Origin of the sequence: Pseudomonas sp. NPDC089554 (genome assembly GCF_050280645.1) — a bacterium.
Lineage (GTDB): Bacteria > Pseudomonadota > Gammaproteobacteria > Pseudomonadales > Pseudomonadaceae > Aquipseudomonas.
Genome location: NZ_JBNNVR010000055.1, coordinates 20,908 through 35,613, shown reverse-complemented (window position 1 = coordinate 35,613; position 14,706 = coordinate 20,908). Strand labels below are relative to the sequence as shown.

At 66.7% G+C, this 14,706-nt stretch carries 14 protein-coding genes; 3 read left to right on the top strand and 11 right to left on the bottom strand.

The genetic code is table 11. The features are described 5' to 3' along the window. Window positions 1–155: 155 nt before the first annotated feature. From ACQKPE_RS16675 to cpaB, 8 genes are read right to left on the bottom strand one after another with little or no spacing between them, the layout of a single operon-like run. A complete protein-coding gene (locus ACQKPE_RS16675) occupies window positions 156–410 on the bottom strand; it encodes a DUF3613 domain-containing protein (RefSeq protein ID WP_427667526.1) in 255 nt (84 codons plus the stop codon). A 25-nt stretch (window positions 411–435) separates the two neighbouring features. Further along, window positions 436–1,113 carry a tetratricopeptide repeat protein gene (locus tag ACQKPE_RS16670; RefSeq protein ID WP_427667524.1) on the bottom strand — a complete coding sequence of 226 codons (678 nt, stop codon included), beginning with the start codon at window positions 1,111–1,113 and terminating at the stop codon, window positions 436–438. Window positions 1,114–1,122: 9 nt separating this feature from the next. Beyond that, the gene (locus ACQKPE_RS16665) at window positions 1,123–2,016 is read right to left on the bottom strand and encodes a type II secretion system F family protein (protein ID WP_427667522.1); all 894 of its coding nucleotides are present in this window, start codon (window positions 2,014–2,016) and stop codon (window positions 1,123–1,125) included. Beyond that, complete coding sequence (locus ACQKPE_RS16660; protein WP_427667520.1) at window positions 2,013–2,894, bottom strand: type II secretion system F family protein; 882 nt, start codon at window positions 2,892–2,894, stop codon at window positions 2,013–2,015. The genes ACQKPE_RS16665 and ACQKPE_RS16660 overlap by 4 nt, the downstream gene beginning before the upstream one ends. Continuing rightward, a complete protein-coding gene (locus ACQKPE_RS16655) occupies window positions 2,891–4,147 on the bottom strand; it encodes a CpaF family protein (RefSeq protein ID WP_427667518.1) in 1,257 nt (418 codons plus the stop codon). Before ACQKPE_RS16655 ends, ACQKPE_RS16660 begins: the two co-directional genes overlap by 4 nt. Beyond that, on the bottom strand, window positions 4,144–5,334 hold the full coding sequence (locus tag ACQKPE_RS16650; protein WP_427667516.1) for a pilus assembly protein: 1,191 nt from the start codon (window positions 5,332–5,334) through the stop codon (window positions 4,144–4,146). Before ACQKPE_RS16650 ends, ACQKPE_RS16655 begins: the two co-directional genes overlap by 4 nt. Next, window positions 5,331–6,575 (bottom strand): type II and III secretion system protein family protein, encoded by a 1,245-nt coding sequence (locus ACQKPE_RS16645; RefSeq protein WP_427667528.1) that lies wholly within the window; start codon window positions 6,573–6,575, stop codon window positions 5,331–5,333. The genes ACQKPE_RS16650 and ACQKPE_RS16645 overlap by 4 nt, the downstream gene beginning before the upstream one ends. Before the next feature lie 34 nt (window positions 6,576–6,609). Continuing rightward, window positions 6,610–7,551 (bottom strand): Flp pilus assembly protein CpaB, encoded by a 942-nt coding sequence (cpaB, locus tag ACQKPE_RS16640; RefSeq protein ID WP_427667515.1) that lies wholly within the window; start codon window positions 7,549–7,551, stop codon window positions 6,610–6,612. A gap of 287 nt (window positions 7,552–7,838) precedes the next feature. Between cpaB and ACQKPE_RS16635 the strand changes: the two genes are divergently transcribed. Both ACQKPE_RS16635 and ACQKPE_RS16630 read left to right on the top strand, forming a co-directional pair. Next, entirely contained in the window at window positions 7,839–8,057 is a 219-nt protein-coding gene (locus ACQKPE_RS16635) for a Flp family type IVb pilin (protein WP_427667513.1), read from the top strand. A 51-nt stretch (window positions 8,058–8,108) separates the two neighbouring features. Next, complete coding sequence (locus tag ACQKPE_RS16630) at window positions 8,109–8,516, top strand: response regulator (protein WP_427667511.1); 408 nt, start codon at window positions 8,109–8,111, stop codon at window positions 8,514–8,516. Window positions 8,517–8,519: 3 nt separating this feature from the next. On the opposite strand, the gene ACQKPE_RS16625 is transcribed toward ACQKPE_RS16630, so the two are convergent. The 3 genes from ACQKPE_RS16625 to pbpC all read right to left on the bottom strand — a co-directional run bounded on the left by ACQKPE_RS16625 (window position 8,520) and on the right by pbpC (window position 14,336). Next, on the bottom strand, window positions 8,520–10,193 hold the full coding sequence (locus ACQKPE_RS16625) for a ShlB/FhaC/HecB family hemolysin secretion/activation protein (protein WP_427667509.1): 1,674 nt from the start codon (window positions 10,191–10,193) through the stop codon (window positions 8,520–8,522). Window positions 10,194–10,288: 95 nt separating this feature from the next. Beyond that, complete coding sequence (locus ACQKPE_RS16620) at window positions 10,289–11,752, bottom strand: collagen-like triple helix repeat-containing protein (protein ID WP_427667507.1); 1,464 nt, start codon at window positions 11,750–11,752, stop codon at window positions 10,289–10,291. A gap of 244 nt (window positions 11,753–11,996) precedes the next feature. Beyond that, window positions 11,997–14,336 carry a peptidoglycan glycosyltransferase PbpC gene (gene pbpC, locus ACQKPE_RS16615; RefSeq protein ID WP_427667505.1) on the bottom strand — a complete coding sequence of 780 codons (2,340 nt, stop codon included), beginning with the start codon at window positions 14,334–14,336 and terminating at the stop codon, window positions 11,997–11,999. 68 nt (window positions 14,337–14,404) lie between these two features. Between pbpC and ACQKPE_RS16610 the strand changes: the two genes are divergently transcribed. Beyond that, window positions 14,405–14,698, top strand: a complete 294-nt coding sequence (locus ACQKPE_RS16610; protein ID WP_427667504.1) for a hypothetical protein — start codon at window positions 14,405–14,407, stop codon at window positions 14,696–14,698. Window positions 14,699–14,706: the final 8 nt, after the last annotated feature.

The following is a 14,706-nucleotide window of genomic DNA, read 5'->3' as shown; positions in this document are numbered from 1 at the left end:
GTTTCGGACAAGTACTCGCGCAGCTTCCACAGGTTCTTCAGCTGGGTTTCCCGCTCCTACAGAGATTGCGCTAGACCCTGTAGGAGCGGGCTTGTCGGGGCGCCGAACCGCCGCGAATAGGCCGACACTGACACACCAAAGTTGGTAGCCCCGCCTCACTCCCCCGACGATTTCATCTTGCTCCAGCGAAACACCTCTGGAATCGGATACTTGTAGCTGTCCAACCACCGCTGCATCGACTGGTCACGCTCGCGTGCCGTCTGCACCTGCGGTTGCACGGAAGCCTGCGTACCACTGGACTGCACACGCAGCAGGGCTTCGGTGGCGGTTTCCGGCGGTGCTCGGCGCGCGGGCTCCGCGGCCTGGACGGTGAGCGGCAGGAGCATCGCCAACACTACGTATCGGATCATCTGCATCTCCTTTCTCTACGGTGCTTCAACCCATCGGCAGTGCACTGCGCCCGGTCGCCTTCAACTGCTGGGCACGCGCCTGTGCCTCGGCGAACTGCGCAGGCTTCAGGCGCAGCTTGGCGACCAGGTCCGAGGCCTGCTGCCAGTTGTCCTGTAGCAACGACAAGGTCACCAGGTTCACCGCGGGCAAGGGGTCGTCATCCTTGAGCTCCAGGGCGGTGAGGAACTCGAAGCGCGCCTTCTCGTGCCGGCCCAGGCTCATCAGTACCACGCCCAGGTCGTTGCGAATCTTCTCGTCGGTGGGCGCCAGGCGCACGGCACGTTGCAAGTTTTGCAGCGCCTGCACATCGTCGCCACGGGCCGAGGCGAGCTGGCCAAGGCCATGCTCGGCCTCGGCGGCCAGGCAACCGCCGAGCAGGCTGCGGTACAGCGGCTCGGCTTCGGCAAGGCCCAGCAGGCGCGACACCTTGGCCTTGCGCAGACGCACCTGGTCGAGGCTTTCGGGCAACTTCTCAAGGTGCGCAAGGCTTGCGTGCGGCCGGCCTTCGTTGAGCATTTCGTCGGCCATGCTCAGGGCCAGTTGCTGGTCGGCGTCCGGCTTGGTGCAACTGCTGCCGCCCAGCCATTGGGCCAGGCCCTCCTGCTGCTGGCCCGCGCAACCGGCCAGCAGCAACAGGCTGGTGAACACCAGAATCCCTTTCATCCCTTCCCCCTATGACCCCAAGGCCCGCGCCAACGCGGAAAAACCCGGCCCAGCCAAGACGATGAGCAACGCCGGGAACAGAAACACCATCATCACCGCCGACATCTTCGCCGACATCTTCGACACCCGCTCTTGCAGGCGGGTCAGGCGACGGTCGTCGAGCAGCTCCTTGAGCGCCTGCAACGACTTCATCGCGCCGCTGCCCTGCACCAGCAGTTGCTGGAGGATCACGCAGGTGTCGATGAACTCATCCACCGCCAACACGCGCGCGGTCTTCTCAAGCTCCGGGCCCAGCGACAGCCCTGAGTCGACACGCTGCAATACCTGACGCACTTCCTCGCTGATCTCCGGCACCAAGGTGCGGCCCTCCTGGCTCAACACCCGCAGGGCCTGCTCCACCGCCAGGCCGGTCTCGAACAGCAGGCGTAGCAACGGAATCACCAGGCACACCTCCTGGGCGATCCGCTGCTGGCGCCGCGCTGCAGCCGCTGCCAACAAACGCTTGGGCAACAGGTAGCCGGCCCCTGCCGCACACAGCGGCAGCACCAGCCAGTGCAATGCCCCCTGGGCGGCTACCCCATGCTGCAACAACAACGTCAGGCCCACCGCCACCACCGGCAGGCCCAGTTGCACGGCGGCGAACGCAGCGCGCTGGCGGCTGCGGCGCCAGCCGAGCTGGTCGAGCAAGCCCTGGGTTTCGCCATCCAGGCGTTGCAAGCGCTGCCCCATCGGGCTGCTGCCCAGCCACTGCAACCAGTCGCCCAGGCGTTCCTCGCGGGCCATGCGCCCTTGCAAACGCCGTGCGACCCGCAGCCGTCCTCGCCATTGCCGGGTGGCCTGCACGGCCAACAAGGCGCCGCCTGCAAACAGGCACAAAGCGCTGACCACCAGGGCCGTATTCACAGGCTCCTCATCATGCGCCACAGCACCAGGCAACCCAGGGCCTGCAAGGCGAACGCCAGCAGCAGCATCAGTTGCCCATGGCTGTCGCGCCACATGGCCATCAGGTAGGTGGGGTTGGCCAGCAGGAAGTAGCCGACCATCCCCAAGGGCAAGGCCGCGAGTACCCAGGCGGTGACCCGCGTCTCACCGGTCATGGCCTTGAGCTGGCGGCGGCCTTGGTCGCGCTCGCGAATCAGCTTGATCAGGTTGTCCAGCAGCTCGCTGGCATTGCCGCCATAGCGCTGGTTGATGCGCAGGCCCAGGGCGAACAGGTGCAGCTCGTCCAGGCCATACAGCTCGGCCAGTTCCTTGACCGCATCGTCCAGCGCCACACCCAGTTGCACGTTGCGCCGCACCCGGCCCATGGCCGAGCGCAGGGGCTCGCGCGCGCCTTCGATGCCGCCGAGTACCGCATCGCCCAACGTGCGCCCAGCCTTCAGGCTGCGCACGCTGTAGTCCAGCAAGCTCGGCAGTTGCTCGATCAGCTGGCGGGCGCGGCGTCGGCACAGCCAGCTCAGGCCCAGGTAGGCCAACAACGGTAGGCCGACCAGCGCCATGCCCGCCGCCACCCAGCCCGCCAGCCACCCCGCCAGCAGCACCAGGCCCAGCCAGGCCAGCAGCCAATTGCGGGGCCGCACCTCCCAGTGCGCCAGGCCTGCACGTAACAGCAGCGGGTCGAGCCAGTCGCGCCGCACATTGGCGCTGCGAACGCTGCGGTAAGCGCGGCCCAGGCGCAGCAGGATGCGCTCCTCGCCGCGCTTGTGCAGGCCCAAGCGGAATAACAGCAGCGCCGCGCCCAGGCACAAGGGCGACAGGGCCAGCAGCAGCGGCCCGATCACAACACGCCCTCGAGGCGCAGCTTGGCCCCGGCAGGGTTCGGCGACTCGCGCAGGAAGCCCTCGCCAGTGCGTCGGTCGAGGCGGAACAGGGTGTTGGTGACGTACACATCGTCACGTACGCCGACCACCTCCAGCACCTCGGCGACACAGCGTCGGCCATCGGCCAGGCGGGTAAGCTGGATGACCACGTCGAGGGCCGCGCAGATCATCTGCCGCAGGGTCTTCTCGGCCACCTGGCGCCCGGTCAGGCCCACCAGGGTTTCCAGGCGCAGCAGCGCATCCTGGGCGGTGTTGGCGTGCACCGTGCTCATCGAGCCGTCATGGCCGGTGTTCATTGCCGTGAGCACATCGATGACCTCGGCGCCGCGAATCTCGCCCAGCAGGATGCGGTCCGGGCGCATGCGCAGGGCGTTGCGGATCAACTCGCTGGCCTTGATCTCGCCATGCCCCTCGGCATTCGGCGGGCGGGTTTCCAGGCGCACTACATGAGGGTGGTGCAGTTGCAGCTCGGCGACATCCTCGATGGTCACCAGGCGCTCCTGCGGGGCGATCATCTGGCTGAGAATGTTCAGCAGCGTGGTCTTGCCGGTGCCGGTACCGCCGCTGACCAGGATGTTGCAGCGCCTTCCTACGGCGCGCTCGAAGAAGTCGAAAATGTGCTGGTCGATGGCGCGGGTGGCGAGCAGGTCGGCGCCCTTGAGCATGTCCTGGCGGAACTTGCGGATCGACAGGCAGGGGCCATCCAGCGCCACAGGCGGGATGATCGCATTGACCCGACTGCCATCGGGCATGCGTGCATCGACCATCGGCGACGACTCGTCCAGGCGCCGCCCCAAAGGCGCAAGAATGCGCTGCATCACCCGCTCTACATGGTGGGCGTCGATGAAGCGCAGGTCGGTCTGCTGCAACAGCCCGGCGCGCTCGACGAACACCCGGTGCGGCCCATTGACCAGGATCTCGGTAACGCTGGCATCGCGCAGCAGCACCTCCAGCGGGCCGAAGCCGGTCAGCTCGTCGACCAGTTCCTCGGCCAGGCGCTCCATCTCGTAGCGCGACAGCGCCAGGCGCAGGCGCGCCACGTAGTCGCCCACCTGCTCCAGGACGAACTGCGCCAGCGCCGGGCGCGCGCCCTCCAGCAGGTTGCGCCCGCTGTCCTCGATGGCATCGATGACGAAGCGGTGCAGTGCGCGCTTCAACGCCTGCGGGTCGGCCCCAGCGTGGCGCTGGCCGCCGAACAGTTCGTCGCCGCTCATTTGCTACCCCACAGCCGACGCAACCAGGGGAAGGTCGGTGTTCCCAGGTTTTCCGAGCGCCGCGCCAAGCGCTCGCCAAGGCCGCGCAGGGCTTGGGTCAGGCCTTCGCGCGGGGCCAGTTCGAACAGCGTCAGGCCCTGGTTCTTGGCGTTGAGTCGCACCTCGGGGCTGTAGGGCATGACCTTGAGCAGCGGCAGCGCATAGCGCTTGGCCAGGGCCTCGGCATCCGGCGCGACATGGCGCAGGAATCGGTCGACCAGCAGGCTTGCGTGTTCCAGCTTGATGCCGCGGTCGCGCCACAGCTCGAGGACATCGAGGTTGCGTCGGCAGTCGAGGATGTTCTGGTCGGTGTAGATGATCAGCTTGTCGCAATGGCTGATGACGGTGCGCAGCGCCTCGCTGTCGGGGTGCCCGGTGAGGTTCACCACGATGTGCTGGAAATGCTGGCGCAGGGCGCTGAGCAGCATGTACAGCTCGGCGGCGCTGGTCTGCCCCAGCGGCTCGTCGCTGTCGGCGTAGGCGAGGATGCGCAGGCCGCCCTTGTCGCGGGTGAAGGCGCTGTCGATCAGGGTGGTGTCGAGGCGACGCAGGTGGCGCACGGCATCACCGAAGTGGAACGAGGCCTCCAGCCCGAGCAGCGCTAGGCTGTCGCCGCGGGGCAGGCCCAGGTCCAATAGCAGGGTTTGCTGCCCGCTTTCCTGCACCACCCGCGCCAGGTGGCTGGTCAGCAGCGCGCCGTCGGCGCTGCGCTGGGCGCCGTAGAGCACGGTCAGGCCGCCCAGGCTCGGGCTGTTGGTGACCGTCGGCAGGCGCTTGCCGAGCCGTCGCACCAACCCGGCCACTTCGCTGGCCCGCGAGCCGTAGGCGACGAAGTCGCGGGCCCCGGCGCGCATGGCGTGCAGTACCAGCTGGTTGTCCATGCCATCGCCCAGGGCGACGATCGCCAGCATCGGCTTGGCCTCAAGCACGCCTTCGATCAATGCGCACTGCTGCACCAGTTGTTCGCGGTCCAGGCCGATGAACACCAGGTTGCTGAAAGTCACGTCCACCAACGACAACAGTTCGTCGAGGTTGCTGGCACTGGCACCGATCACCTGCCCCAGCGGCGTGAGGGCACCCTGCAGCCAGTGCAGGTCATCCTCGTTGCGGGTGATCGCCAGGTAGGTGTGGTTCAGGCTCTCGTTCATCGTGATAACCCACTGCGGCGGTCGAAGTTGCCGTTTTCCAGGAAGAACAGGCGGCCCCAGCTGGGGTCGTAGGTGCGCAGGCCTTCGCCAGGCAGTTCGGGTAGGCGGGCGTTGGCGGCCAGGGGTTGGACCAGGTGGGGGGTGACGATCATCAGCAGTTCGGTTTCTTCGCGGACCATCGCCGACTGCCGGAAGAACGCACCAAGCACAGGGATGTTGCCAAGGCCTGGGAACTTGTCGACTGCCGAGCGGGTGCTGTTGCTGATGAGGCCGCTGATGATGAAGCTCTCGCCATCGGCCAGGGAAATGCTGGTGTCGGTGCGTCGCACGCTCAGGCCGGGCACTGCGGTGCCAGCGATGTTCACCGCGTTGGTGTAGTCCAGTTCGCTGACCTCGGGAGCGACCTTCAGGGTGATGCGATCGCGACTGATGACCGTTGGCGTCAATGCCAGTCGTACGCCGAACTCCTTGTATTCGATCGACACGGTGTCGCTGCCGGAGCTGGGTACTGGAATAGGAATCTCGCCACCGGCCAGGAAACTTGCGGTAAGCCCGCTCAGCACGGTCAGGCTGGGGCGTGCCAGGGTGTAGGCGAAGCCGCTGTTCTCAAGCGCGTTGATCGCAGCCAGGAAGCGACTGCTGCCGCCCCCCCAGACGATATTGAACACACCATCATCGAGTGGCATTGCTGGTCGCGTGCCCGAGACGCGGCCCGGGGTGATAGTGGTGCCCGGCACCGTACCGGGTGAGCCGATCAGGCTGTTGTTAGAACCACTGAAGAACAACCGCGCCCCGGCCTCCTTGTACTTGTTGCGACGCACCTCGACGAAACGAATATCCGCCTGCACCTGGATCGGCAATCCGGCGTCCTGGCTGGGCAACAAGGCATCCTCGGCCATGTCGGCACTGGCCCGGCCCTTGACGAACAGCATGGCCCGGTGCGGCGACGGCGCGCAGGCAGTCCACAGCATCAGCGTGGTATTGCCCGGCCCCACGGCAGTCAGCAACACCGCACGCTCGCCACTGGCCTGCACATCGGCCACCCTTGGCTCGCCCACCGCTACCCGGCTGATCGCCAGGGGCAGGCGCAGTTCCTGTTGCAGGCCCTGGTCTATCTCGATCACCGAAGGCAACTGGGCGAACGCCTCGCAGCCTTTTGGCGCCGCCAATGCCTGTGGCGCCAGCACGGCGAGGGAGAACGCGCAACACAACACTGTGAGTGTTGCCGAAGGGCTACGCATCACGAAACGACGCATCGCGGCATCCTTGCTTGGTTCAGGGGGTCGGGTTCGCCTCGGCGGCCTGGGCACCACGAATGACCTGCATGCCCGTTGCACCACCACTGGCCGTGGCCTTGGCCAGCGGCACCTGGGACAGCTGGCTGAAGCGGTACAGGTCGCGGTTGGCAGTGTCCACCTGCTGTTTGCTCTGGGGCTCGGCCCAGTAGCGCGCCAGCAGTTGTTCGTCGGCGCTGCGCACGGCCAGGCGCAAGGTGCCGGCCTGGGCCGCGAGCATCAGGCGGCTGGCCAGCGCCTCGGGCACGGCCAGGGCCACGGTGCGGGTGCCGCCGCCCAACCCCGAGGCATCGCGGCGCGCGGCCTGCTCGTCGGCGGTCTGCGCCGGGCGGCCATCGTTGCCAAGGCCGGTCTGTTCGCCGACGCTCAGCACCCGTAGCGCAGGCAGCACCACTTGCGCCGAAGCCTGCGGGTTGTGGTTGTCTTCCCGCAGGAACAGCAGCACATCCACGTAGTCGCCAGGGCGCAGTTGCCAGGCGGCGCCGACCACCTCGTCAACACCCACCACTACTGCCCGCTCGTTCGGGCGAATCATCCGCGCCAGCGGCCCGCCCGCCAGGAAGCTCGACTCGTCCAGCCAACTGCCAGCGGCCAATGGCCGGGCGCTGCTGCGGCCGGTGACCTGCTCGATACGCTGGAAGGCACCGGCAGGCACCACTTGCAGGTGCTCCACCAACAGGTCATCTGCGCTCAACGGGGTATTGGCCGGCACCGCCTTGCGCAGCACCACGATGGGCGAACCTTGTGGTTCGGCTGGCAGCATGGGAGCGGGCATTTGCGCCACGGAAGGTTGCTCGGCACTGGCCACCGGCGGCGCGACAGGCGCTACCGGTGGGCGACTGAGCACCAGGCCCCAATACCCGGCGAGCAAGGCGGCGAACAGGAACAGGGCAGCCAGAACCATGGTCAAGCGACTGCTCATACCTGCCCTCCCTGCATCGGCGCCAATGATGTCAAAAAGTAATTATTTCGCTATTGGACGGTAGCCTAGACAGGCTGTTTCGCCATGAGCGTGGTCGCAAATTTTTGGGTCACTAAATTGACGCCCAAGGAAAACAGATACTTAGCTAAATCGCTTAAAATCAATACTTTATGACTAGTCACTTTTTACATTTGCAGCCTTTCGCGGGTTGGCAATCCTATGATGTCAAAGGGGTGTCATTTTGCTGCACCCCGACACCCGCGCCCTCTGGCGCAAGGAGCTGTGCCATGCTGCGAAGAATCCTTTCCCATTGCCGAACCTTCGTACGCCGCAAGGACGGCGCATCGGGTATCGAGTACGCGATCATCGCGGCGATGGTCGCCGTGGCACTGGCTGCGTTCGTCACCCCGATCTCCACCCAGGTCAAGGCCACTATGCAAACCATCCAGACGGCGATTACGCCATCGAGTGGTGGCAGCGGTGGTAGCAGCGGTGGTGGCAGCTAGAAACGATCTCCGGCCAGTTCATCGCTCGACCCTACGGACAGGAGCCCACCCATGCCGACCTCTTCCTTGCGCCAACAGATCCTACTGGTAGACGACGAGGAAGAGGCCCTGCTGGAACTGGCGGAGCTACTGGAAAACGAAGGCTTCAACTGCCACACCGCCACCTCGGTGAGCCTGGCCCTGCAACACCTCACCCGCCACCCTGACATCGCCCTGGTCATCACCGACCTGCGCATGCCCGAGGAAAGCGGTATCGGCCTGATCAAGCGCCTGCGCGACCACACTGCACGCCAGCACCTGCCGGTGATCGTGATGTCCGGCCATGCCGACATGGACGACGTCAGCGACCTGCTGCGCCTGCAAGTGCTCGACCTGTTCCGCAAGCCGATCTTCCACGCCCGCTTGCTCGAGACGCTGGAGAACCTGTTCCCCAAGCCGTTGATGAGCGTGGTGAAGTAGCCGTCAATCCAGCTGGTAACTGAAACTCACGGTAAACCGCGGCCGCCGGTTCAGGCTGTCCAGGGCGATGTCGGACATCGGCTTGGCCACTTCCAGCGCGATGTTGTAGTGGCGCAGGTCGCCGAAGCGCATGCCCACTGCCGCCGACGACAGTTTCGCCTTCTGCACCTCCAGTTCGTTGAACCAGGCGCGCGCCGCATCGAGCACCATGTAGGGTTGCAAGACTTTCAGCCAGGCACCTTCGCGCCGGAAGCTGTAGTTCAGCTCGTAGGCCAGCCCCCAGCCCTTGTCGCCCGACGCCTGGTCGCTGGGGTAGCCGCGGCCGAAGTTCTGCCCGCCGAACACCGCCCGCTCGCTGTCGGGCAAATTGTCGTTGCTCCAGTAGGCGACAGCCGAAGCCACGCCTTGCCAGCGGTCGAGGAAGTCGTCGCTCTGTATGCCGGACACCCGCACGCGCAGGAAATCCAGGTCGTAGCCGGCATTGGTACGCGCGCCGAAATGGTCCAGCCCCTGGTACACGCCGGCACTGAGAATGCGCAGGCGCCGCTCCTGGGCCTTGCGCCAATCGCCCTCGAACGAGAGGGCGCGCAGGTTGGTCTCGCTGCCCAGCTCCAGCGGCTGGCCGACCACCCGGTAGTCGATCTGGTCGTTCACCGCATAGAAGCGCCCCACCACATCCAGCCATTCGGTGGGGGATGCGATCAGCGACTGGCTCAGGCCGATCGAGTAGCGCTCGTTCTCGCGGTGCTGGCGCAAATCGACACCGTTGCCCAAGCGGATACGCGCCCTGGGGTCGCTGCGGTAGCGCGAGGCCGACAGCAGCAACTGGCTGCCTTCGGCATCGACGAACTGGCTGTAGTCGAGCCGGTAGTAATGCTCCTTGTCGTCGCCCGGTGGCACCAGCACGGCAGCGCTCAATTGCTCGGCAAAGCGGGTCTGGGCGTTGCTGGTGACGCTCAGCAGCGCTTGCAGGTCGTCGCGGCTGCCATCGTTGAGGTTCATCGAACTGGTGAAGGGCTTGCGCGCGGCCTGGGCGATCAACCGGGTGCCGCCGTCGGTGGTGCCAGGGGGCGGGACCTGGGCCTGGAAGGTGACGCCGGGGATGCGCGTGACCAGGCTGGTGTAGCGCTCGAAGGTCTTGCGGGTGAGCGGGCGTTCGGCCTTGAGCTTGGCCATCAGGCGGTCGAGGTAGACGCTGGCGGCGCCGAGGTCGCCTTCGACCTGGTAATCGCGGATGTAACCCTCGACCAGCACCACCCGCACACGACCATCGGCGAAATCCTGGGGCGGCAGATAGGCGTAGGACAACAAGTAGCCATCCTGCTGGTAACGCTGGGTCAGGCGACGGGTGACTTCGATCAACTCGCCCAAGGTCACCTTGCGCTTGAGTAGGGGGCGATAGTGCTCGCGCAGTTCAGCCAGCGGGTACACGGTGCCGCCTTCGAAGCGCACCTTGTTCACCTGCACTTCGGTGCTCATCAGCAACGGCTGTTGCTGTGGGCTCGCCGGGGGCGGCACTTGCAAGCCGGGCGCCGGTGGGCGGTAGGCCTCCACTGGCAGGTTCGGCGTAGGCAAGCGGCGTTCGGTTTCGTTGCTGTTGAGAAAACTCGGCAGGGGTTCGGCACGGGCCACGCAAGCCCAGGACAGCGCCAGCATCGTCACGACCAGAGGACGCATTCGGACACTCCATGATCCGGTGGATGGCAGCAAGCCGTGCCCGTTGCAGGACACGGCTTGCTACAAGCGTAGGTGCTGGCAAAGCGCCCGTCGACTCAGCGTTGCCCACCTGCAAGCGCCCCGCTCAGGCCACCCAGTACGCCACCCAATCCACCCGGTTGTGCAGTACCGCCGTTGACCAGGCCTCCGGCCTGCGCCACGCTGCCGCCCACGCTGTTGACCGTCGTGCCCAACTGGCTGACCACCGGGTTGCCGGTAGCTGCGTTGAGTTGCGAGCCGACGTTGGCCACCGCGCCGCCCACCTGGGTGAGCAGGCCCGCCACAGGTGCACCGAGGCCAGTACCGCCACCGACTTGCTGGGTAAGGCTGGCCACCCCACTCACCACGGGGTTGGCGCCGATACCCACCTGCTGGGTGAGCCCCGCCACCGGAGCGCCCGCCGCGGTATTGGTCACGCCATTACCGCCCAGCACCGTCCCCAGGCGGGCAACGGTATTGCCCACTTGCCCGACACTGCCGCCCACCGAGGCGATGGCCGGGTTGCTGGAGCCTGCACCGAGCCCACTGCCAGCACCGGCGACCACGCCGCCGGCGGTTTCCAGCAAGCCTGTACGCGGGCCGCCGCTGGTTGGCGCCAGGCCGCTGCCGGTACTGACGGCATCGCCGACGCCACTGACTGCACGGCCCAGGGTGGTGGTCATGGGGTTGCCATCGCCGGCCCCGGCCACTTGCTGGCCGGCTTGGTCGAGTGCACCGCCTACCTGATTGAGCGTCTGGTTCAGCGGTCCGGCCAGGCCAGTCTGGCGTGTGGCGTTGGCGGCGGTGTTCTCCACCAGCGAGACCACGGGCACCAATGCATCGCTTACGCCTTGGGTTGCACCGGCCAATGGGCCATTGGTGCCGATGGGCGTGAGGGTATCGCCGAGCATGGTCACCACCTGGCCAACCCGGTCGACGCCCTGCCCAGCGCCCGCCACCACTAGGTTGGCCACCGGCACCTGCTCGACCAGCGAACTGGACGCCAGCCCCTGCACGCCCTGGCCAAGACCAGACACGCCGGCACCAAGATCAGAAGTGGCCGCGCCCACCACGCCAACGGTAGTGCCCACGGCGTTGTTGCCAGTGCCGAGCTGGCCGAGGCCTTCGCTGAGGCCACTGCCAACGGAGTTCACGGCATTGCCGGCAGACGACACCAGTGAACCCACGCCGCCGGTCAGCGAAGTGTCTCCGGCGATGGGCAGCGAGCCGACCATCTCGCCGAGGTCGACGAGCCCGTCGCCCAGGCCGCTGACGGTATTGCCCACCTGGTCGACGACCTGGCTGGTCACCAGCGGGCTTGCGGTGCCACCGCCAGTGCCGCCGCCTCCGGTACCACCGCCGCCGGTGCCGCCTCCACCCGTTCCGCCACCATCGGTAACACCGCCTGCTGCCGCGGCATCGCCGGATGAGCCATCGACCCCGCTATGGCTGCCGCCACCTCCGCTGCTGCACCCTGCGAGACCAAGCGCCATGGCCAATGCCAGGGCGGTGCCAGTCCTCATCCACGCTTGCCTGTTCATGTGGTGACTCCTGCCGCTGTCTGTTGTTGTGCGATATCTGTTGGCAGGTATCGCTAGCCTTATGACATCAGTGAAGACCTGGGAAAGGCAGGCAGGTAGGTCGTAAGTTGGTATTAGCTCGGCTGGGAGGGGGCGCGCAGGGCGGTGGAATGGGTTTTCGATTCAATGGGTTAGGCGGCGACAGGCATTGACCCTATCAGTGGAGCTAGTGCCATGTGACTAGTCTCGCGAACCACCGAAGGCCTCATTCACTGACCTGAAACGCCACCCGAGCGGTCTGGCCGCTATCGTCCAGCGCACTCAGCTCTACCTGCCCTGCCCGCTCGAAGCGCACCAGCAGGCTGTCCTGCCCCCGGGTTTCCCCCAATGGCTGGCCATTGAGGAACCACCAGCGCTGCCCGCCGCCACCCAAGGCAGAAACCCTCAACTGCAACGGCTCGCTGCTGGTAGCCGGGCGGCGCAAATTGTCACCAGAGCGCACACCGACGATCGACAGCGGCGGGGCGCTGGCCGGTACTTGCGGCGGGCAGGCGGGGTCAGCTGCGGGTACGCGTGCGGCGCGGCGCTCTGCGCGGGGCAACCACGGTTCCAGCGGCGCGGGCCACAACGCCACCTCCCGCGCTTCGGCACTGGGGCAGGTGCCATCCACCCGCAGCCCTCGTGCATTCACCCATACCGTTTCGCGCAGGCCCAGGCCCAGGGGCTGGTCGGCAGCCTGCAAGGTCGGCGGCGTGGTGCCGTCCAGGGTCCAGGCGAAACGCTGGCGTCGACACGATGGGCTCTGGCGGTTCAGCGGCTGGCCCAGCGGCCAGCAGATCGCCGCCACGCCCACGCTGGACGGCACCGGCTCCACTGGCGCTGCGATGCCGCGCTGGCTGTCGCGGTTGCTCAGCAGATCGTGCACCTGGAGCATCAGTGGCGCAGCGGAGGCCAGGCCGAACTGGCCAGGCACCGGTGTGCCGTCCGGGCGGCCGATCCACACGCCAATCAGGTAGCGCGGACCTACACCGATCGACCAGGCATCGCGAAAGCCATAGCTGGTGCCGGTCTTCCACGCCAGTTGCGGGCGCTGCACCAGCTCGGCGTGGGGGTCGCGGTCGGGCCGGGCTTGGCCGCTGAGAATACGCCGGGTGATCCACGCGGCTCCCGGGGACAACAGACGCCGCTCGACCAGCGGGTCCTGGGGTTGCAGGCGAATACGTGCGCTGTGGCCTTCACGGGCCAGCGCCGCATAGCCCCCCACTAGGTCTTCCAGGCGGCTGCCGGCGCCACCGAGAATCAGCGACAGGTTCGGCTCGGCCAGCGGCGGCAGCACCAGCGGCACACCGCCCATGCGCATCTGCGCGGCGAAGCGTTTCGGCCCATAGGCTTCGAGCAACTGCACTGCGGGCAGGTTGAGCGACAGCGCCAGCGCGGAACTGGCCGACACCGGGCCACTGAAGCCCATGGAGAAGTTGCCGGGACGGTAGTCGCCATAGCGGCGAGGCACATCCTGCAACAACGACTCGGAATGGATCAGGCCATCGTCCATGGCCATGCCATAGAGGAACGGTTTGAGGGTCGAGCCGGGCGAACGCAGGGCGTGGACCATGTCGACATGGCCGAAGCGCCGGGCATCGTTCAGGTCGATGGAGCCGAGGTAGGCGCGCACGGCCATGGTCTTGGTCTCGACCACCAGCAGCGCTGCCGAGGTGCGCTCGGGCAGGCGCGCACGCCAGCCCAGCAGCAGGTCTTCGAGGCGTCGTTGCAGCGCGGCATCCAAGGTGGTGTGGATCAGCGCCGGGCTGCCAGGTGTGTTCAGGCGCCGAGCCAGCAGTGGTGCCAGTGCGGGCTCCTGGCGAGGCGCGAGCAGCAGCGGCTCCTCGCGCGCCTCATCGATATGTTGCTGCGGCCACACCTGGTATTCGGCCAGGCGTTGCAGCACCTTGTCACGGGCCCGCTGCGCGCGCTCGGGGTGGCGATCGGGGCGCAAGCGACTGGGCGCCTGGGGCAGCACGGCGAGCAGCGCCGCCTCGGCGGGCGTGAGGTATTTCGGCGACTTGCCCAGGTACGCCCAGCTGGCGGCGGCCACGCCTTGCAGGGTGCCACCGAAGGGCGCGCGATCGAGGTACAGCTGAAGGATTTCAGCCTTGGACAGGTGCCACTCCAGCTGCGCGGTACGCCACAGCTGGCGCAGCTTGCCGGCCAGGGTGCGGTCGTGGGGGTCGAGCAGACGTGCCACCTGCATCGACAGCGTGCTGCCCCCCGACACCACACGCCCGCCACGCAGGTTGAGCCAGGCGGCGCGTGCCAGGGCCAGCGGGTTGACCCCAAGGTGCTGGTAGAACCAGCGGTCCTCGTAGGTCAGCAACGCCTCCAGGTACAGCGGCGACACCTCATCGGCGCTGACCGGATAACGCCACACGCCATCGGCATCGGCGAAGCGCCACAGCGGCGTGCCGTCCTCGGCCAGCACCACCCGCGCCTGGTCGTCGGCCGGCATCGGCAAGGGCCAGAGATGGTCTGCAAGCCACAGCAGCGCGACGACCAGCAACAGGCCTGCGATAAGCCTACGCACGGCGCGTGTGCGAACTAAGCTTGGCATCGGGAACCGACCTGGCCAGTTGATGGCCAAAGCCCTGGAACCACCGATTCGTTCATCAGGAAGCGACTATGCATGTAGAAGGTTTTTTCGAGTGGCTGGGCCAGGCACTGGGTTCGATTATCCGCTTCATCGTCGATGGCCTGAGCGGGTTGTTCAACCTGTTGGCCAATGCCGGGGGCAATTTCATCGATGGCCTGGCGCGTACGTTGGGCATGGACACCTCGCTGGTCAGCATACTGGCGCTGATCGTCGGGCTGCTGCTGTTGTATTCGGCGGTACGCGCGTTCATGCGGGCTTCGATCGTAATGGGGATCATCTGGGCGTTGCTGGGGTTGTGGGTGTTGAGCTGGGTGGTGCGGTGAGAGACGGG

Bases quoted from the DNA above. Each gene is read 5' to 3' on its own strand.
- ACQKPE_RS16675 (WP_427667526.1), bottom strand. From the start codon at position 410: ATGATCCGATACGTAGTGTTGGCGATGCTCCTGCCGCTCACCGTCCAG.
- ACQKPE_RS16670 (WP_427667524.1), bottom strand. From the start codon at position 1,113: ATGAAAGGGATTCTGGTGTTCACCAGCCTGTTGCTGCTGGCCGGTTGC.
- ACQKPE_RS16655 (WP_427667518.1), bottom strand. From the start codon at position 4,147: ATGAGCGGCGACGAACTGTTCGGCGGCCAGCGCCACGCTGGGGCCGAC.
- ACQKPE_RS16650 (WP_427667516.1), bottom strand. From the start codon at position 5,334: ATGAACGAGAGCCTGAACCACACCTACCTGGCGATCACCCGCAACGAG.
- ACQKPE_RS16645 (WP_427667528.1), bottom strand. From the start codon at position 6,575: ATGCGTAGCCCTTCGGCAACACTCACAGTGTTGTGTTGCGCGTTCTCC.
- cpaB (WP_427667515.1), bottom strand. From the start codon at position 7,551: ATGAGCAGTCGCTTGACCATGGTTCTGGCTGCCCTGTTCCTGTTCGCC.
- ACQKPE_RS16635 (WP_427667513.1), top strand. From the start codon at position 7,839: ATGCTGCGAAGAATCCTTTCCCATTGCCGAACCTTCGTACGCCGCAAG.
- ACQKPE_RS16630 (WP_427667511.1), top strand. From the start codon at position 8,109: ATGCCGACCTCTTCCTTGCGCCAACAGATCCTACTGGTAGACGACGAG.
- ACQKPE_RS16625 (WP_427667509.1), bottom strand. From the start codon at position 10,193: ATGCGTCCTCTGGTCGTGACGATGCTGGCGCTGTCCTGGGCTTGCGTG.
- ACQKPE_RS16620 (WP_427667507.1), bottom strand. From the start codon at position 11,752: ATGAACAGGCAAGCGTGGATGAGGACTGGCACCGCCCTGGCATTGGCC.
- pbpC (WP_427667505.1), bottom strand. From the start codon at position 14,336: ATGCCAAGCTTAGTTCGCACACGCGCCGTGCGTAGGCTTATCGCAGGC.
- ACQKPE_RS16610 (WP_427667504.1), top strand. From the start codon at position 14,405: ATGCATGTAGAAGGTTTTTTCGAGTGGCTGGGCCAGGCACTGGGTTCG.